Source organism: Pseudalkalibacillus decolorationis, from assembly GCF_024609785.1.
Lineage (GTDB): Bacteria > Bacillota > Bacilli > Bacillales > Fictibacillaceae > Pseudalkalibacillus > Pseudalkalibacillus decolorationis.
On record NZ_JANHJQ010000002.1, the window covers coordinates 309,510 to 329,869 of the forward strand.

General features: G+C 37.9%; 14 protein-coding genes. 1 reads left to right on the forward strand and 13 read right to left on the reverse strand.

Annotated elements, in window-relative coordinates; genetic code table 11:
• Positions 1-21 precede the first annotated feature (21 nt).
• The 13 genes from NON16_RS03460 to NON16_RS03520 form a co-directional block, all read right to left on the reverse strand.
• Positions 22-1,731 carry an amylo-alpha-1,6-glucosidase gene (locus tag NON16_RS03460; protein WP_257347118.1) on the reverse strand — a complete coding sequence of 570 codons (1,710 nt, stop codon included), beginning with the start codon at positions 1,729-1,731 and terminating at the stop codon, positions 22-24.
• A complete protein-coding gene (gene ebgA / locus NON16_RS03465; RefSeq protein WP_257347120.1) occupies positions 1,715-4,873 on the reverse strand; it encodes a beta-galactosidase subunit alpha in 3,159 nt (1,052 codons plus the stop codon). Before ebgA ends, NON16_RS03460 begins: the two co-directional genes overlap by 17 nt.
• Positions 4,874-4,939: 66 nt before the next feature.
• The gene (locus NON16_RS03470; RefSeq protein ID WP_257347241.1) at positions 4,940-5,683 is read right to left on the reverse strand and encodes a carbohydrate ABC transporter permease; all 744 of its coding nucleotides are present in this window, start codon (positions 5,681-5,683) and stop codon (positions 4,940-4,942) included.
• Positions 5,684-5,779: 96 nt separating this feature from the next.
• Positions 5,780-6,724: a carbohydrate ABC transporter permease gene (locus NON16_RS03475; RefSeq protein ID WP_372508730.1), complete on the reverse strand. Its 945-nt coding sequence runs from the start codon at positions 6,722-6,724 to the stop codon at positions 5,780-5,782.
• 28 nt (positions 6,725-6,752) lie between these two features.
• The gene (locus NON16_RS03480) at positions 6,753-8,039 is read right to left on the reverse strand and encodes an ABC transporter substrate-binding protein (RefSeq protein ID WP_257347124.1); all 1,287 of its coding nucleotides are present in this window, start codon (positions 8,037-8,039) and stop codon (positions 6,753-6,755) included.
• Positions 8,040-8,222: 183 nt separating this feature from the next.
• On the reverse strand, positions 8,223-9,404 hold the full coding sequence (locus tag NON16_RS03485; protein WP_257347126.1) for a response regulator transcription factor: 1,182 nt from the start codon (positions 9,402-9,404) through the stop codon (positions 8,223-8,225).
• Positions 9,401-11,122, reverse strand: coding sequence for a sensor histidine kinase (locus tag NON16_RS03490; RefSeq protein ID WP_257347128.1), 1,722 nt, complete (start codon positions 11,120-11,122; stop codon positions 9,401-9,403). Before NON16_RS03490 ends, NON16_RS03485 begins: the two co-directional genes overlap by 4 nt.
• Positions 11,123-11,170: 48 nt before the next feature.
• Positions 11,171-12,001 carry a carbohydrate ABC transporter permease gene (locus NON16_RS03495; protein ID WP_257347130.1) on the reverse strand — a complete coding sequence of 277 codons (831 nt, stop codon included), beginning with the start codon at positions 11,999-12,001 and terminating at the stop codon, positions 11,171-11,173.
• The gene (locus NON16_RS03500) at positions 12,001-12,942 is read right to left on the reverse strand and encodes a carbohydrate ABC transporter permease (protein ID WP_308216572.1); all 942 of its coding nucleotides are present in this window, start codon (positions 12,940-12,942) and stop codon (positions 12,001-12,003) included. The genes NON16_RS03495 and NON16_RS03500 overlap by 1 nt, the downstream gene beginning before the upstream one ends.
• Positions 12,943-13,082: 140 nt before the next feature.
• Positions 13,083-14,375: an ABC transporter substrate-binding protein gene (locus NON16_RS03505; protein ID WP_257347132.1), complete on the reverse strand. Its 1,293-nt coding sequence runs from the start codon at positions 14,373-14,375 to the stop codon at positions 13,083-13,085.
• A 31-nt stretch (positions 14,376-14,406) separates the two neighbouring features.
• The gene (gene gcvPB / locus NON16_RS03510; protein WP_257347245.1) at positions 14,407-15,981 is read right to left on the reverse strand and encodes an aminomethyl-transferring glycine dehydrogenase subunit GcvPB; all 1,575 of its coding nucleotides are present in this window, start codon (positions 15,979-15,981) and stop codon (positions 14,407-14,409) included.
• 25 nt (positions 15,982-16,006) lie between these two features.
• Positions 16,007-17,407 carry an aminomethyl-transferring glycine dehydrogenase subunit GcvPA gene (gcvPA, locus tag NON16_RS03515; RefSeq protein ID WP_257347134.1) on the reverse strand — a complete coding sequence of 467 codons (1,401 nt, stop codon included), beginning with the start codon at positions 17,405-17,407 and terminating at the stop codon, positions 16,007-16,009.
• Positions 17,408-17,474: 67 nt separating this feature from the next.
• Positions 17,475-18,257: an SDR family NAD(P)-dependent oxidoreductase gene (locus tag NON16_RS03520; RefSeq protein ID WP_257347136.1), complete on the reverse strand. Its 783-nt coding sequence runs from the start codon at positions 18,255-18,257 to the stop codon at positions 17,475-17,477.
• Positions 18,258-18,517: 260 nt separating this feature from the next.
• Between NON16_RS03520 and NON16_RS03525 the strand changes: the two genes are divergently transcribed.
• Positions 18,518-20,251, forward strand: coding sequence for a sigma-54 interaction domain-containing protein (locus tag NON16_RS03525; RefSeq protein ID WP_257347137.1), 1,734 nt, complete (start codon positions 18,518-18,520; stop codon positions 20,249-20,251).
• The last annotated feature ends 109 nt before the right edge of the window (positions 20,252-20,360 follow it).

A 20,360-nucleotide genomic window follows, 5' to 3' on the forward strand; every position in this document is an offset into this window, starting at 1 on the left:
ATATAAAAACCCAAGGAATTTTTATTTCCCCGAGTTTTCTGCAAACAACTCATTAGCTAAAACTAGAAACACACTTGAGGTCCATGTAAAGGCTCGATCACGAAGCCCTTTCCCCGTTAATGCATTAAAATTCTCAGCCATCCCGCTTTTTGCCGCCATATTGCAAAATCTTCTTGCAACATCTGTTGCAAATACATTTTCCCCAGATGAATTCAAACCTTCATGAATTAGCATTGTAGTCGGTGCCCATATCGGGCCACGCCAATAGCCGTCCTCACAATAATATTGGCTGTTTATACTCTCAGTAGCTAAGCCATGTTTTGTAAAAAACCTACCATTCTCTTTTAACCCTTTAATAAGATGAGAAAGAATGGATTCGGGAAGTCTTTTTCCAAGTATAATTGGCATAAATAGGACAAGACTCTTTGACTCAAACATGGTATGACAACCTGAACGCGAAGCTTTAAACTGATCGTAATCCCAGCAGTGATCGATCATTCTATCTAATGTTTCATTTGCGCGCGCTAGCCATTTTTTTTCGTCTTCTTGTAAACCTAATTGTGCAGCGATATCGGAAAGGACGTCCATCTGCATAATGAGAAATGCACATAGATCGGGACTTTCAACTGGTGAACCGACTTGAAACACTGTGCTGTTATCCCACCCACTATCATTACCATGATTATATTGCGGCACTCCATCATTATCATCGTCACGATGATCAAACCACCACTCGGTCCATCTTATTAACGGTTCATAAACTTCTTTTAGTCGTTCTTTAGTAATATAATCCGTTCGTTCCATCATCCATCGTAATGTCCATCCATGAATAGGTGGTTTACAACAATTCCACAGTGCAAATCGATCATTCATAAAATCGGGTAGGACTCCGCTTTCATCTTGTTTATCGAAAAAGATCATAAATTGATCCCATGCTAATTCAGGGTTACTTTTGACAAGAGCCATCGCGTTAAAACAATGATCCCAGCTCCATATATTGGTCATCCAGTTTTTAGACATATACATCGCAGGACGAGAAAGATAACCTTCGGGATTAACTACACAGGACCAGGTAATATAAGCAGCCAACTCTTTACCTTTCATGTATTGATCTGCTACTTGTAAAGTGTTACTCATCCATTTCTGGTACTCCTCATCTACCAATCGATGACAAGTTTCAAAATCAGTTTCATAGTTTTGTTTAGTCCAAACAGTATGGAACTCTTCAATTGCACATTCCATTTCGCCCGTTTCTTCACCTGGTAACAAATCCAAAATAATATGTTCACATTTTTGTTCTACCCAAGGTGCATCAACATTCAACAATCCTTTTAACGGTGTGACCATGTACCTTATTTCCTGTTCGAAGCTATTTACTTCCCATCTTCCGTTTTGAACAGGCATTGCATAGTCATATGCACCAGTGTTCGCTGATAAACGTAATCCGACTCCTTTACCTCTCACTCTTAAAAACTGTGGTTCATAAATACACAGCTCCATATACCCTTCTTCGGCATCAAGCCTTAACAAGGTGGGTGTTGCCGTTACTTTATAAGGAACCCGTTTTCCTTTATACACCAACTCAATACGAAATACAGCACCTAAGTCGTTATCGCCTCCACGAATATTACGAATGTACAAGTCTTTATTTTTATCTTTGGAATGCAAGGGTGAGATTACAATATAGGAACCATATCGGCTAAACGGAACTTCATTAAGGTTGAAGTTCATAAAGTTTTTCTCCTGATTGTTCGTCTTTTTTTTGAAAGAAACGGCTATCTTTACTTATCTCTATTTCAGACGATTCATCCGAATAAAATGGTTTTAGTCGAATTGTAAAATCGAATTCATCTGGCCTTAGTTCATATGATGGGAGTTGTCTCGGTCCACAACTACCGCTGCCGAGACCGTTTTGTCGATAATCAAGGTTTAATGTAATAAAATCACGTTGTACTAAATCACATGTATGATTTGCAGTCTCCAGATCATCCATTGTATGCAGGTGTGCACTAAAATCAAGATGAGGCATTCCGACCGCCAGAAGACCTAGACCACGTTGATCTGTGAGTGAAACCCATTTTACATCAGTGCGATTTCCGTTTTCTTGTGGATAAACGTATTGCGTATACAAGTCACGCACTTGTTTACGGAATATCCCAAAACGATTGGCTAGTTTACTATCACTATACGATTCTCCCGGTCCCCGGCCATACCATTTAACACACTCGAAGTCTTGCGGCATTTCTAACTGCAGTCCGATTTTTGGTAACGTTTTTGGCACGTCACCAACTGGCTTTCCATGAGTATTTATAACAATATCACCGCTTCCGTAAATGGTATACGTATAACTACATTCAAAAGCCCAATTATAAACAGGTGGTGCAACTCGGACATAGACATGAATTTGTACTTTAAAGTCATCGACCTGTCTAAATTTCATCCCCGTTACTCGGTGCTGCAGTTTGTTCAAATATGCTTTTTTATATTCCTCGACAACATACATATCATTGTCAATTGGTGCACGCCAAAAATTGAGTATAGGTCCTCTTTGAATAAATGGTCTCCCTTCGAATACCCATGAATCAATCAGACCATTCACTTTATTAAACGTAACTTCAAAATCGGCATCTTCGACAACATAAGTGTTGTCAGTTTCCTTAACTGACAAAAGGCTCATAGAAATAGGATGTAATTGCTTTGATAATACTTCAACAGGCAATTCAAACTGTGCCCATGCCACTTCATGACCCTTTTTAGCCCAAGCTGTACTAGAAGCTAATGTGAACGAAATTGTTAACCAGTAATCTGTATCGTTGGTTGGATTGCAAATCTTTCTATAAGGAATAGAAATGTCTTCATTTTGTCCGGCCTTAATACATGGTAGAGCAAGATTCCCTCCCTGCAACACTTTACCATCAGCTACAATGTTCCATGACACATCTAAATGATCGAGTGAAAGAAAATCATAACGATTTTCAACTCTGATTGATCCTATTTTTAGATCTACTTCCTCCACAGCAACGGGTTCGATTATTTTTTTATATTCAATTAGACCTGGAGATGGTGTACGATCTGGACGAACTAATCCGTCAATTACAAAGTTTCCGTTGTTCGGGGTATCTCCATAGTCCCCGCCATACGCATAATACTCTTTTCCGTCGGCAGTGTGTTGGCGGATTCCGTGATCAACCCACTCCCATACAAATCCGCCATGAAGACGCTTGTAGCTGTAAAATGCATCCCAATATTCTTTTAATCCTCCAGGTCCGTTCCCCATTGCATGTGCGAATTCGCAAAGAATATGAGGTTTCTCCCAGTTTTCCTCTTCCGCAAACCCAATCACTTTTTCGACAGAGGAATACATCGTACTAAATATATCCGTGACCTTTGTTTCACTATCCCCTTCATAATGAATAAGACGTGTGCCATCCAGTTCACGGCATCTCGCCGCCATTGCTTCAAAATTCCCACCGAATCCTGACTCGTTTCCTAAAGACCACATAATAATAGACGGGTGATTCTTATCTCGCTGTACCATCCTTTCAATCCGATCTACATAAGCCTTTTTCCATTCAGAATCTGTAGAAAGCTGGTCAATATTTCCGACTAACTCAAAGCCATGACATTCTAAATCAGCCTCGTTAATCACATATAAACCGTATTGATCACATAAATCGTAAAAGCGAGGGTCGTTTGGATAATGTGACGTCCGGACTGCATTAATATTATGCTTTTTCATCATGATAATATCTTGTCTCATCACTTCATATGGAACGGAACGCCCTAGATCTGGATGGTGGTCATGTCTATTAACTCCTTTAAACATAACCGGGGAACCATTCACAAGGATGTATCCGTTCTTCACCTCAATGGTCCGAAACCCAATTCGGTACGGAATAACTTCTACTACTTGACTACTTTCATCTTTTAAAACGATGTGTAGATGGTATAAACAGGGTCTTTCCGCTGACCACTTTTCCGGGTTCTTTACTGGGATTACAGCGCTGAAATTTTGTTCGCCTTTTGCGGCTATTGTCAATTCTTTATTAATGAAAGGGTCCAGCATTAGGTGACCATCACTATCGAAAAGTTTAAGTACTATACTCATATTTTCCTGTAGTTTATCCGTTTCATTTTTTAATACCATACCGAGGCTCAACGTTGCATTATGGTAATTTTGATCTAATTTTGTTTGAATATCAAAATCTTGTATATGAACTGGAGCTTGAGAGACTAAATAAACATCACGAAAAATCCCACTTAGCCACCACATATCCTGGTCTTCAATATATGTTCCATCACACCATTGATAAGCCCTAACGGAAATATTGTTTTTTCCTGTTCGAATATAGGGCGTAATTTCAAATTCTGAGGTTAAACGACTTCCTTGACTATAGCCTACGAAATGCCCGTTGATCCAAATATGAAAGGCACTGTCGACACCTTCAAATTTTAACGATGTCTTTCGATCTCCCCAGTTAGACGGAATGTAAAATTCGCGACGGTAACAGCCAGTCGGATTCACCGTTGGGATATGTGGAGGGTCTAAAGGAAACGGATAATAGAGATCGGTGTAATGAGGCCTTCCATATCCTTGCAGCTGCCAATTGCCAGGGATTTGAATATCATGCCAATCCGCACATTTAAAATCATCAAGAAAAAATTGCTTAGGTGCTTGTTGTGGAGTATCCGTATAATGAAACTTCCATGTCCCATTTAACAAACGAAACCATGGTGAAGTCTTACGCTTTGTAACGAATGCCGATTGTTCATCGGGAAACGGAATAAAGTAGGTTCTTGCCTCCATTCGATTCCGGTGAAGAGTGTTCAAATTGTCTAAATCCCTCAAAAATTCATTATCCAGATGTGTCATTCCTTATCCACCCCTTATTGATTAATTTCCATCTCTTCAATTGGAACTATTCCGTAAATCACTTCCCTACCCCTTTAACCCTGAATCCATCACTTCTTCAACGATATACCTTTGAGCGATAAAGAAAAGAATGAGTGGTGGTAAACATATTAAGAATGTCACAGCCATAATCGACTCCATGTCGACCCCAAACATCCCTCTAAATTGTGATAAACCAAGCGTTAACGTGTATTTACTTTGATCGTTTAAGAAGATTAACGGTCCAAGGTAATCGTTCCAACTCCCAAGGATTTGAAAAACAGCAACTAGAATCAATGGAGGAACCATTATTGGCATGCAAATTCTTGAATAAATCTGGAAGTGATTGGCACCATCGATTTTAGCCGCTTCATCTAGCTCTTTCGGAATCGTCATAATAAATTGCCTCAACAGAAAGATAAAAAATGGGGCACCAAAAAAGGAGGGGACAATTAATGGTTTTAACGTATTTATCCAACCTAAATAATTGAATTCCATATATAAAGGAATCATTGTTACTTCCCATGGAATCATCATCGTTGCAAGTAATACCATAAATAGAAAATCTCGCCCCTTGAAAGTAAATCTTGCAAATCCATAGGCAACAAGTGATGAAGAGATGAGCTGTCCGATCGTTGACAGCGCGGTGACAATAACAGAGTTCATCAAAAATGTATTAAATGGTTGAATCGTCCATGCTTTCATAAAATTACCGAATTGAATGTCTGAAGGAATCCACTTTGGTGGGAATAAATAAATCTCATCGGGTGTCTTTACCGCTGTCGTAACCATCCAGAAAAATGGTGCCAGAAACAAAATTGAAAATCCAATAAGAATCGTATAGTTTAGTGATTTTCCAAATTTCACTTGTGCACCTCCTTAACCAAATTATTTATTTTTCATTTCACCTTCGTAATAAACCCACATAGTTGAAGATTTGAACACAATAAACGTTAAGCCCAAAACAATAATAAACATGAACCAAGCATTGGCCGATGAGTACCCCATTTTAAAATATTTAAATGCATTCTCATAAACGTACATTGCGTAGAAATAGGTGGATCGTAAAGGCCCACCACCGGTTAATACAAGTGCAAGTGTTAATTGTTGAAAAGCTGCAATAATAGTCATTATTAAATTGAATAATATGATGGGACTTAACATAGGAATAGTGATTTTAAAAAACTTCGTTACTTTTCCTGCACCATCAATTGATGCTGCTTCATATAAATTTTGAGGGATATTTTTTAATCCTGCCAAAAAAATCAGCATCATCGTTCCCTGTCCCCATAGACTTGCGATCACCATTGCAACAAGAGCCCAGTTCGGATCATTAAGCCAATCAGGTCCATTAATCCCTACAAATGATAAAAAGTAATTTAAAATTCCGTATTCTCCGCTAAATACCCAAGCCCATATCATTGCAAGCGCTACTCCTGAAATAACTGATGGAAGATAAAAGATTGTCCTGAAAGCCGACATAGCCTTCACTTTTTGGTTTAACAAGATTGCTAAAAACAGGGCGATAATCAAATTAAATGGTACAAATAAAACTGCGAATTTTACTGTTACTGCCAATGAGCTCCAAAAATACGGATCATTGGTAAACATTTCTATATAGTTTTGAAATCCAACAAATTTTGTTTCACCAACTATTGGCCAATTAAAAAAACTAATCACTAATGAAAATAGTAACGGTCCGAACGTAAATGCAAAAAAGCCTATGACCCATGGAGAGATAAAAAGAAAGGGGATGATACTCCCCCATTTAAACTTCTTTTTTGTTTGAAGTACTGTTTGTTTTGATACATTTGTTGATATTTCAGTGCTCATCATTCCACCTTCTTTCTAAAGGAAACTACTACTCTTTCAAAAACTTCTTCGAATCTTTAACTGCCTTATTTAAGTATTTCTCTGCGTCTTTTCCAAGCATTGTTGCATTAATCGCTAATGATAAATTCCGTTTCACTTCACTCCAGTTTTCATTTAGGAGAAATGCTGGAGTATCAGATGAACGCTCTAACATGGTATAAAATGGTTCATAAAGGGGATCCTCAGCAACTTTAGTTTCTTGTACAACGCTTTTTCTAACCGGTAAATCTGAAGTTCTCATCTTAATTGCTTCCGGTGAAACAAAGAACTTAATAAATTCCCAAGCTAAATCTTTATTCTTTGAATCTTTTGCCATAGAAATGGCGGATGTGTTGATAATTCCTTTTACTGGCTTTCCATCAAAGGATGGTATTTCTACAGTACCAAAGTTAATACCCGCTTCTTGATAACCTTTAAGTGGCCAAATTCCACTTTCATACATCGCTATTTTTCCTGCTTTAAAAATATCGTCACCACTCTGTTGTTTGTTCCCTCCAACTAAAACAGCTTTTTTGTCCTTTACTAGATCCCCTAACATTTGAATCGCTCCAACAGTCTCGGGGCTGTTCATATAACCTTCAATCTTTTTCCCGTCAGGGCTAATAAAACTTCCCCCATTGCTCCACACATACCCTTGAATATCATAAGGATCGGGTTCCGCTTCTACACCAAATCCGTATTGCCTTTTATCAACATTTGTTAACTTTTCCGCTTTTTCTTTAAAGTCTTCCACAGTCCACCCGTCTTTTGGATATGGGACACCTGCCTTATCAAACAAATCTTTATTATAATAAACAACATGTGTTGTAAACCCTAATGGCAAGCCATACGTCTGATTGTTCACACTAGAATAGTTAAATAGCCCTTCATAAAAATCATCTATATTAATTTCAGAGTCTTGTTCAATAAAATGATCTAACGGTTCAAGAGATTTATAATACTCCGTATAATTCCACATGTACATAACATCTGGAGGATTTTTAGCTCCAAAAGATGCGGCGAGTTTTTGATCGAACCCATCACTGTAAGGTTCAACTTGGACCTTTACGCCAGGATTTTCAGCTTCAAATTTCTTAGCAATTTCCTGCTGAAGTTTCAAAGCTTCCCCCGAATCCCACGTTGCAAAACGGAGCGTTACCTTTTCATTTGACTTCTTGTCCCCCGAATCACTATTTCCATCACTCGTTCCACTTGCTAGATCATTGTTACTGCAACCTGCTAAAACAACGGATAAAGCTAATAGAAATACAGTCATAAATGCAACAATTTTCTTCATTTCAATCCCCCTCGAATTTTAGATGCATGATAAAGCTTTTTTTGATTTTTTAAAGTCACCACCTTCTTTTTTTGAAAAAACAGAAAATTTAAGTCGCTTTCATTTTATCTTTTATAACGATTCATATGAACTGACTGATGTACGAACTTTAGTGCTAATTCGTCTTGAAATCAAAAGTTGGTGTCAATTTGTATACTCCAGTTCGTCTTTTTGTTTGATTCGATATTGGGAAGGCGGCATCCCAATACACCTTTTAAACCACTTGCTAAAATATTTGGCATCACACATACCGACTTTAATAGCTATTTCCTCAATATTCATTTTTGTTGTTCCAAGTAGTTCGGTAGCAACTTTCAATTTCATTTTTTCAGTAAAAGAACCGAAGCTTTCCCCAATCACTTTTTTAAATAAAGTACTGAAGTGACTACGGCTAAGTCCGACTTGCTTAGCTACTTCAGTTACAGTTAATGGAGAAGAAATGTCAACTGTTATTAACTGAACGGCCTGTATAATCGGATCCGGCCATGATATTGTTTCAAATGCAAAGTTTTTTTCAATTTCAGCTTGTCTATAGAGGCTTTTCACAGCATTTACCCATCCATCCATTCCGCTTGCCGGCCCAATTCGGTTCCACTGTACAGTATCTAACGTATTTTTAAGGTTTATCAGTATCATATCAAGTTCCTGTTTTCTTGCACCATCACAGAATAAGAAGCATTGCTCGCTTCCATAACGAATCATTTCGCCTTTACCATTCAAATGCTTTTGTATTAATTCCCATACAATACAATTGTTTTCCCTCGCTGTTGAACGGACGAAATATACATGGAACGGGTTTTCCATCCAACTCCAGTCCGTTTCGAACCAGTTTTCCAATTCAGCTTCAAAATTACTGTTGAACCCACAAAGCCATACATAAAAACTAGAATTCGTTTTTTCGAATGATTTAAAAGTGTTCAAAATAGATCGTTTCCGGGCTTTAATCTCGTCATGAAACTGTTGTAAATAATCGTTTAACTCCTTATCATTAAAAGAGGTTTTTAGTAGATAGCCGGAAACACCGATCTTTAAGCCCTCCTGTGCATATTCAAAATCCCTATGGCAGCTTAACAACAATATTTTTATATCTGGAGAATGCTGCTTCACCTTCCGAGAAAATTCAATTCCATCCATTTCAGGCATGACAATATCAGTAATAATGACATCTGGACGGAATTCTTGAAAAGCTTCCCAACCCTTTTCTCCATTTGGAACATCTGCAACAACCTCCATGTCATATTCGTCCCAATCAACAGTAGCTTGAATCCCCTTGCGTACGATACACTCATCATCTACAATCAGTACTTTGATCTTCAAATTGTTCATAAGTAACCCTCCTTTGGCCAACAAATGTGAATTGTTGTTCCCCTACCTCGTTCAGAATCTAACGATAACCCATACATGTGACCAAAATGCAGCTTGAATTTTTGATGGATGTTATATAGACCAATCCCACCTTTTCCCTTTTTTGGCTGGAGTTCATCAAGTAAGATAGGGAGTTTACTAGTTTTTATACCTTTTCCGTCATCCTTAAGAATTAAATGTAGTAGATCGTCTTCACAGCTGATCGATAATTCGATTGCCCCGCAACCATCTTCAAAGCCGTGAAAAAAGATATTTTCGAATAGTGGCTGCAAAGACATTCTAGGTATTAAGAATTTTTCACAATCAGAATCGCAGTTTAGATTGTAATCAAATGATTTACCATAACGAATCTCTTGAACCTTGAGAAAATGTTCAATTATATTCAATTCTTTTTCTAAAGGAATCAGTTCATTAGTAAAATCCAGATTACCTTCCAACACTTCAGTCAAATGGTAAATCATTTCTTGTATTTCTTTTACTCCTAGAAGCCTTGCTTTCCATTGAATGGAATTTAATGTATTGAACAACAAATGGGGGTTGATTTGATAATGAAAGGCTTTTAGTTCCGCATCTTTCTTGAGTCTTTCTTTTTGGCTGACTTCGCGGACCAACGACTGAATTTGTCCAACCATAGTATTAAAGCTCCGCTCCAGTTTTCCTAACTCATCGTTCGAATCTACAAACGTCCTTGTTTGCAAATCACCATTACTCACCTGATGCATGGATTCCATTAATCGTTTAATTCTACCGGTAATAGGTTTGGAAAATAAAAAGGCAAGTAATAATGCAAGTAATAAAGATATAGCAATCCCGATAATGGTGTACATTTGTATAGCACTTGAAGATTGATAGAATTGTTCATGAGGGATTCTCACTTCAACAGTCCAATCACTTGAAGAGAGATTTTTTTCCCAAACAATATCACTCGAGCTTTTCTCGAGGTCTATATCTGTCTGATAAATGACCTCAGTGCTTTTGTCAGTTATCGTAATGATCGAATTCAAATCCTTCTCCAACGTATGTATCAATTGGAATAATTCTTCAGCATTCGTTTCAATTAAAATCCTGCTGTCTTTTAAAATTCCATAGCTGCTTTTTGTAGGAACAAGTAAGCCGATGACTTTTTCACCCGATCCGTCTCTAAATCTGTAATTGTAGTGGTCTGGTGTATATAGGCCTGTCCAAAATCCATCATTACTATTTTTCATAAACTCTTTCCAATACAGTTCATCTGTCAGCTCATCAATATCCAGCCTCCCTTTCCCAAAGTAATATCCGGATTGTGTAATCAGAAAAATCCCTTTTGTCTGAGTCGTTTTATGTCCTTCTAAAAAGCGCTCGAAATTCCTTTGCTCAATAAAGCCTTCATATGTTTTCGGTTGTTCACTGTTCAAAACGATTAATGTTGGATCTGATAGGTATTTTTGAATATCACTTGCGATGAGGTGCATATGAGTCAAGTTTGAATCTATTTGATATTGCAATTGTCTTACCGCAAATTCTCCATAACTACCAAGTTGTGAATTCACAACATTTGATGACTTATGATAGGAAAGAACACCTAATAAAATTAAAGGAATTAAGGTAACGATTAAGAAAAACAATACTAACTTTGTTTGGATACTTCTTTTTGGATGATCAATTATTTGCATTACTTGTTGTTGAAAAGATGGTTTCATTATGACCCTCCTCACAGTAATTCATAGTTGTTTCGACAGTCTCTCAGATTACTCCTTCACTGATCCACCAAGAATGCCTGATATAAACTGTTTTTGCAGGATTAAGAAGAAAATCATTATTGGAAGGGTTGATAAGGTAGCTCCCAACATTAGCTGGCCATAGTCAACTCGGGCCATACCGATCAAACTTGATAGAGCCACAGGAAGTGTAAACATTTCACTAGAATTCAGAATGACGAGAGGCCAAATAAAGTTATTCCATTGAAACATGAATAAAAAGATGGCAACTGCCGCAAGGGCCGGTCTCATTGTGGCTAAAACAATGGTGAAAAAGATCCGAAACTCTCCCGCTCCATCAATTCTTGCTGCTTCAATTAACGAATCAGGGATAGATTTCATATTTTGCCTCATCAAATAGATACCGAAAGGAAAAGCAAGGTTTGGCAAAATAACTGCACTGTACGTATTAAGCCATTCAAGACTTACCATTAATTCAAAAAGGGGAATTAATGTGACCTGGTAAGGGATCATGATCGTAAGCAACAACATAAAAAAGATCTTGTCTCTTCCTTTGAACTGAAATTTTGCAAAAGCATAACCTGCTGCTGCACTGATCAACGTGCTTAAAACCGTAAAAGTCAATGCAATAAATAATGAATTCCAGATGATTTTCAACATCCCCAGAGATTCTTGCAGACTTATGAAATTTTCTACTAGGTAATCACCAGGCAATAGTTGAGGAGGGATATTAAAGATCTCACCTGAAGGGTGCGTTGCCCCGATAAACATCCAATAAAATGGCCCTATTGATATGATGACACCGATTAACAGAAAAGAGTAAATGACGATTTTATTCAATAATGAATACTGATTACGCATTAGTCACGATCACCTACCAATTTCAATTGGAACCAAGAAATCATACCAATGATAAGTACAAGGACATACGCAATTGCTGACGCATAACCAAAATCAAAGTATTTAAAACCATTTAAATATAAATATAATGTGATCGTCATTGTTGCATTATTCGGTCCTCCCTCTGTCAAAATGAACGGCTCATCAAATAGCTGTAACGTCCCTATCGTAGATAATACAACCGTAAAAATGAAGATTGGTTTTAGCTGGGGAATCGTTATATGAAAAAATTTACTAATTTTCCCAGCTCCATCAATACTAGCTGCCTCATATAATTCATGAGGAATATTTTGTAAACCTGCTAAAAAAATGATCATATTATAACCGGTCCAACGCCACGTCATGACAATAATGATCGCTACTTTAGCCCAGAGTGGATCCGAAAACCACGGAATTTTTTCCACTCTAATTAACGAGAGGACATAATTTACTAGTCCATAGTTCTCATCCAATAAAATCATGAAAATAATAGATGCTGCTACCAGTGCAGTAATCGCCGGCATAAAAAAGGAGATCCGAAAAAAAGAATTCATTTTTACAATCGGAGAATGGAGTGTAACAGCAATGGTCAAAGCAATGAAGAGCATGATAGGAACTTGTACGATTAATAGTTGAAATGTATTTATCAAAGATTGATAGAACAATGGGTCATGAAATAAACGGGTATAATTATCTAGTCCGGAGAAGACACGTTCTCCTTCTACCAACGTTTGAAAGCTTAATAAAAATGAAGAAATAACGGGATATAACGTAAACGCAAAAAGTAATAAAACGGCTGGAGCAATAAATATGAATGGTGCTGTTTTTGGCGTAACCAATTTTCCATTTGTTTTTGACAACCTACCAACCAAAACCCTTTTCTTAAAATGTTTCCCACTCTCCACTTTATCTAATCGTGCCATATTTCCACCCTTCCTCAGAAACTTGTTTCATTCCTTTGTGAAATAATATAAACGGTATCTACTTCTTTGTGAAAAAGAAGATGAGATGATTCCTTGAAAAATTTAGAAACATCTCATCACCATACTATAGATTAAAAAGTTTACTTGATTTCGTTCTCTAGTTTTTCTTCAGCTTGATCTAATTCCCTTTCAACCGATTCACCTTCTAATAAAACCGCGGCTTGAGCATTTGAAACGGTACGGCTTGCCCGGGCAAAATCCTTCGTAATGGTAATTGGAGGTACTTCTGGAACAGATTCAGCAAACATTTGAAATATCTTACTATTATTAAAGTAATCACTTTCTTCATTAAAGAAAGGATCATCATATGTTTTTAGCAGAGACGGGAACAGTCCATATTTTTTAAATCCTAGCATTTGTGTCTCTACATCTGTGGTAAAAAATTCAACAAATGAGTACGCTGCCTCCTTATTATTAGTTGATGATGGAATCAACAGTGATGAGCCTCCTACATTCGCATAACGTGTACCGCCTTCTTTAAATTTCGGTAGGTAGAATACGTCCCATTTTCCTTTTTGATCTGGTGCCTGGTCTTTGATGGTTCCTGTATACCAAACTCCATATGGCACTGATGCAACTTTACCGTTAACTGTTGCAGTAACAATACCATCCCATCCGTCAATATTTGCTACTAAATCATTCTTGTACAGGTCTCTAATGACAGACATTGCTCGAATCGCTTCATCAGAAGTGATTGCAGCCTCACCTTTTTCATTAAAGTACGATACCCCTTGTTGTTGGAGCATCATGTGGAATACACCATCATATTTCGAAATATCAATCGGAAGCAATTTTGTACCTGTGATCTTCTTAATCTTCTTTCCTGCTTCTATATAATCTTCCCAAGTTTTGATAGAGTCAGGATCTACTCCCGCTTCTTCGAAATAGTCAACACGATAAAATACACCAGCCGGCCCTACATCCCATGGCGCGGCAATAAATTCACCTTTGTCGTTTTTTACACTCTTCACTTTTGATGGACTAAAACGTTCCTCATACTTGTCATATCCTAACTTGGACAAATTGACAAAGCCTTTTGGGAATTGATTCGTATAGCTTGGAATTCGCTCATCCTCCATCAGCAGCACATCAGGTAGCCCTGAACCCCTAGCTGCTAGGCCGACGGTTAATTTTTCATATACATCATCACTGTTGAAATTTTCAACCTTCACTTTAATATCCGGGTACCGTTCATTAAATTTTTCAGTTGCAAGCTCCAAAGTATCTGCAGCAACGTCCCATCCCCAAATCGTAATTTCTCCTGCCGTTTTTCCTTCTACATTGTTAGAACCATTTTTCCCGCTTGAACATGAAGCAAGGATTAAGCATGACAAAATTCCAATTATGAAAGGCAAATGTTTCACTTTTTTCATATTGTATACGCCTCACTTTCCCCCACTGTTCTCACTTAACTCCTTCCTCCATCTTCACCTTCTTCAAATAGGACCTCCAAGAGATGGACCATTTGTCTGGGTCATCTAAATAATCCTGTTCGTCAAGTTTGTGAATGACACTATTGTAGGGAGCATTTTTGACGGTTTCAGGATTCTCATAGGCCTCATTTGAAATTTGAGTAAGAGCAGCAATATACTCATCTAAATCAGCTTTTGAATAGGATTCTGTTGGTTCGAGTGTAAACGGCTGAGGAACAATGTATGGATGATGACTCGTCCAGTAATGATGGGCAAAATCAGTCATCCTTCTTCCGACATCCTCGGTCGTGACTCCTGTTTCATTGGCCAGTTGTTCCCAACTGTAACGTACTTGTTCGAGACGTTTTCCTTTGACATAAGGAGCACTTGCCCCGCGGATTTGAGTTATTTTGTGATACAAATAGTTGTTGTTTAGGACAGCCACCTTCGCTACATCTTTCAGTCCATCGGCACCTAACGCTCTAATCCATGCATAAGCTCTCACCATCGTTTGCGGTACACCGTGATAAGATCGAACCATACCGATGCTATGTTCAAGCTGGTCATTAAGTGTATATTTTCCATCCTCAAATTCAACGATCGGACCTGGTAGAAATTCTTTCAACTTCTCGCCAACTCCTAAAGCACCGGTTGCAGGACCTCCACACATATGCGGTGCGGCGAATGTTTTATGGAGATTAAAGAAACACATATCAAAACCGGCTTCTTTCGCACGAGTAATCCCCAGTAAACCATTTGCATTTGCCTGATCGTAATAGCATAACCCGCCTGCCTCATGTACAACTTTTGTAAACTCCTTAATTCTCGGATTGTAAATCCCCGTATCTTCAGGGTTTGCAACAACAAACCCTGCCGTTCTTTCGGAGACAACCTCTTTTAATGCATCCAAATCGGGAAAACCGTCTTTATCCGGATGCAATGTAATGATTTTATAACCTTTTACTGCTGCAGTTGCTGCCTGTGAAGGGTGTGAGAAAATCGTTGTAATGATCTCATCCCTCTGGGTCCCTTCCCCATTCTCATTATGATAAGCTCTTACAAGAGAAGCCATTGCAAACAATGCCTGTGTACCACCGCTCGGCTGGAAAGAGAAATAATCCATCCCAGAAATTTCTCTCATACAAAGGTCCAATTTATAAATGATTTCTAAAATGCCTTGGACACTGTTTACATTCTGCAACGGGTGGATCTCTGTTAATTTTTGTGTACGAACCAATAGTTCGTTTATTTTAGGAATATACTTCATCGTGCATGTCCCTTGGCCGATTTCAACGTTGAAATCTGATCCTAAAGTCTCCTGTGACAGTCTTACATAATGACGTAAAACTCTAGCCTGTGAAATCTCTGGTAAATCCGGCTTTTTCTTTCTTCTCATATTTTTAGGTACTTGTGAAATGCCGTCACCGACCGATTCAACAATCATCTCTTCAGCTTCAGGAATGATCACACCTCTTTCCCCAGGTTGATGAAGCTCTAATATGATCGGTTCATCCCATTTCGCTTGATTAAAGTCCCTCACTTTATGGTCTCTAACAATCTGTTTCATGTACATCAATCCTTTCGGGTGTAATTCATTCACTTTCTACTACTTCCTTAATGGATGAAACTAGCTTATCAATGTCTTCTTTCGAATGAACTTCTGTCACGCAATACAATGCACACTGACCTAATTCTGGAAAATCTTTAGATAAATCCTTACCGCCAAAAATCTCGTTATCTAGTAATTTATTATGAATTTCTTCTACTGTTTTTCCTGTCTGATTAAAATCAACAACAAATTCTTTAAAACTTGTTGCTTTGAAACGTGATGATTGAACACCTTGCACTTTATCCAGTTGTTGAATCGTATATTGAGACTTTTGCAAGATCGTCTGTCCGAGTTCGTGCATGCCTTCCGGACCTAGCAAAGATAAGTAAACACCAGCTGTGATTCCCCATAATGCCGTTTGCGTACCAACCGATTCTTTCCCTTTTTCACGTAAAGCAAAGGAAGTGCGTTCATAGGCAACGTCACCAAATCCATACTCCCCCTCCACAATGGTCGGTACGATTCCGAACAGTCTGGATGGGAACTCTTGTATAAACTTCTCCTCATCACGTGTTGCAATAAAACCAGCTTGGCCACCGCCGTAGTTCATATGCATTCCTAAAGGTTGGAGCTCTCCACACACAATATCTGCACCGTAATGTGCTGGAGGTGCTAAAACGCCTAGTGAACTTGGATCAACCCCAACAACACTGATTGCGCCAAACTGTTGGGCAATGTCTGAAATCTCTTGCCCTTGAGTTTCTATGAATCCTAAAAATGACGGATTTTCAATATAAACCGCTGCTGTTTTGGTAGAAATCTTTTCCTCTAAATCTTCTATACTAAGCTGCCCTGACTCCTCATCATAGTCTACAAGTCTGCATTCAATATCTGGGGAACAATAGTTTTTTATAATTTTGTAACGATCGGTCGCGATCGTTTTTGGCAATAATACTTCACTTCGTCCAGTCATTCTTGCCGCCATTCGGATGGAAGTGGCAGCTGCCTGCCCCCAATCAAAAGTAGGAACATTGACAACATCCATATCAACTAATTCAGCTACTAAGCTTTGATATTCGAAAAGTGCTTGATAACGTCCATGGTCTTCATACGGTTCACCTGCATAGGCAGTTAAAAACTCAGAACGTTGGTTCACTTCATCACACACAGCGGGAACGAAATGCTGCCAGCAACCCGCACCTAAAAAGTTGATGTACTCATTACTGCTTTTGTTTTTATTTAAAAGGCCTTCCATATGACGACGTAATTCAAACTCGGTTAGTGCTTTTGGAATATCCATTTCCCCTTTGAAATGCAATTCGTCAGGAATTCCGTCAAATAGCTTATCAATGCTTTCGACACCTATTTCTTTTAACATTTCCGCTTGGACACTTGGAGCTGTATTCGGAATATAAGGATGTGCGTTTTTTTTATGATTGATCATGTATTATCTCAACCTCCATACTTGTTTTATAGGTAGTTCAAAGAGTCAAGTAATGATTCAAAATTCATTATGCTAGCCCTCCGCCATCAACGGTTAGGACCGTTCCTGAAACCCAAGTAGACAAGTCACTTGCCAGAAATAACACCGCGTTCGCAATGTCACGAGGCGTTCCAAGTCTTTCAATTGGTCTTCCCAGAGCAGAAGAGACTAAAAATGCATTTTCTTCTTCATTTAATTGGTTAGCTTCATCTCTTAATAAAGGTGTGTCCGTATCCCCAGGACAAACGCAATTCACACGAATATTTTGTTTACCATGATCAATAGCCATAGCCCGCGTTAGGTTTACAACACCAGCTTTAGCGGCACAGTAAGACACCGCTTCATTTCCTCCTTTCAATCCCCAACCCGATCCGGTATTAATAATACTGCCGCCATTGTTCTTTGCCATGACGGGAATCGCATACTTGGACAATAGGTAAGCCCCTTTAAGAGATACATCAAGGACTAAATCCCAGTCTTTTTCTTCGAGGTCTACAACATTGCGACGACGAATAACTCCAGCATTGTTAAACAAAATGTCAATACGTCCGAATTGTGTCTCAATTTCTTTAATGGCCATTTCACAATCTGAGCTTGATGTAACATCACATTTAAAATAAGATGCTTCTCCCCCTTTCGCCAGAATCTTTTCCGTTGCTACCTTCCCTTTCTCTTCATCAATATCAAGGATGATGACATTTGAACCCAGTTCAGCAAGAAGTTCAGCCGTTGCAAACCCAATACCCGAGGCAGCACCTGTAAGAACCGCTACTTTGTTTTCTAGACCAAATAGATCTTGATGTTTAACCATTTTGATTGCACTCCTTTTTCTATTCTCACAATTCTATAATGCAAATAATGTGCCAACTTATTTTTTTCAAAAAAAATTCATCATTTATACTGTATTCCCTTTTACAATCCATGTTTTACGAATAAACTCTTTTGAAAAAAATGTTATTAATAAAAGGTCTTGCAAAAAATGTATGACAAAGTTGTCAGTCTATTGCCAATATTGACAATAGTGTTTATACTGAACTAGTAAGGAATACTTTGAAACAGGTGGTGATATGGATGATTTCTATGGAGATGTCCAAACCAATCATTGAACAATTACTAGTCGGAGCTTCAAACATTTTAAAAATTGATGCTGCTATCATTAATGCAAATGGACAATTGTTTATTTCAACTCAACGTTATGAGATGAGGAAAGGAAAAACAGTACACTTCCCTTCAATAAAAACGGCTTTTGACCAAGGGTCTTTCCTAGTGGATCGCCCTGGCCATATGGATTCCTGTTCGGGCTGCCGATTCAACCTTGATTGTCCTGCCAAAATCGAATTGTTAAATTCCATAAAAGTTGACAACCAATCCTTAGGAGTTATTTCATTGACCTCTTTTACGAAGGAAGGTAGACATAGACTTGCAAAATATAAGGATGAATACATACAATTTCTGAACGGATTGACTGAACTGATTGTCTCAATAGTTAAGCAAGAGGAACAAAACCATCAATTAAGCAATGTACTGAAAGTTTTCAAGGAATCGTTGAATATTTCTACAGAAGCTTTGTTAATTTGTGACAGTCATGGCAAAATTAATCATTGCAATCAAAAAGCCCAAGTATGGCTGAATGATTTAAACTTAAAATCTAATAGTTTAATAACATATATACCAAATGATGTATTGAAACTACTTCAGAAGGGACATGATATACATGATATATATATTGAAAAATTCAAAGCAAGTTTAACTTCTTCACCTATAAAAAATAACAATTCCATAATCGGCTTTGTTTTCCGTATAAATAATAGCAGTAGGAATAATAAACGTTATTTAGAACGATCTCGACTGTTTTCCCTTGACGCAATTAAAGGGGAAAGTACCCAAATAATTGATCTTAAAAACAAAATTGAGCGTATTAAAAATAGCACCTCAACGGTATTATTCACAGGAGAAACAGGGACAGGAAAAAGTATTATTGCAAAAGCGATTCATTATTCAAGTATTCACTCCAACGGTTCCTTTATTCCGTTGAATTGCGCAAGCATCCCAGAATCTCTGTTTGAAAGTGAATTATATGGTTATGAGGATGGAGCTTTTACAGGAGCAAAAAAGGGAGGAAAAAAAGGATATTTTGAATTAGCAGAAGGTGGCACTTTATTTTTAGATGAAATTGGAGATATGCCTTTCCATTTACAAGCAAAACTATTAAAGGTGCTTCAGGATGGTAGTATTTTTCGTGTTGGGGGGACTCGCTCTATTTCAACTAACGTTCGAATTATCGCTGCGACCAATCAAAACCTCGAACAATTAATTGATAATGGGAAATTCCGGGCTGATTTATATTATCGTTTAAATGTCATTCCATTTCACTTACCACCGCTAAGAATTAGAAAAAATGATATTGAATTATTGGCCAATGAGTTTCTGCGAAAATTTCATGTTAAAACAGGGAAAAAAATAAACTCTTTCTCAAACGAGGTCATGGAAATCTTAACTGACTACGATTGGCCCGGAAACATCCGAGAACTGGAAAACGTTGTAGAATATGCTTTAAACCTCGAAACATCTAATCAGATCACTTTGGAAAGTTTACCAGATCGATTGTTAAAACCATCAGAAGAGGGGATACAAAATTCACAGCTAAACTTGGAAGAATTGGAAAAGGATATGATCAAAAACACTTTGGATAAATACGGATATAACTACAAAGGAAAAGCACTTTCCGCACAAGAACTTGGCATCGGAATTCGAACACTTTATCGTAGAATTAAAAAGTATAGTATTCTGGAATCGAAAAAGTAAGGCGGGTATATCGACAAACTCTCACTACCCTCTATAAAGAAACATGTGAATCTTAAAAGATCCACAAGCTTACCTTACTAAATCCAATTTTTTCTTTTCTCACATTTTG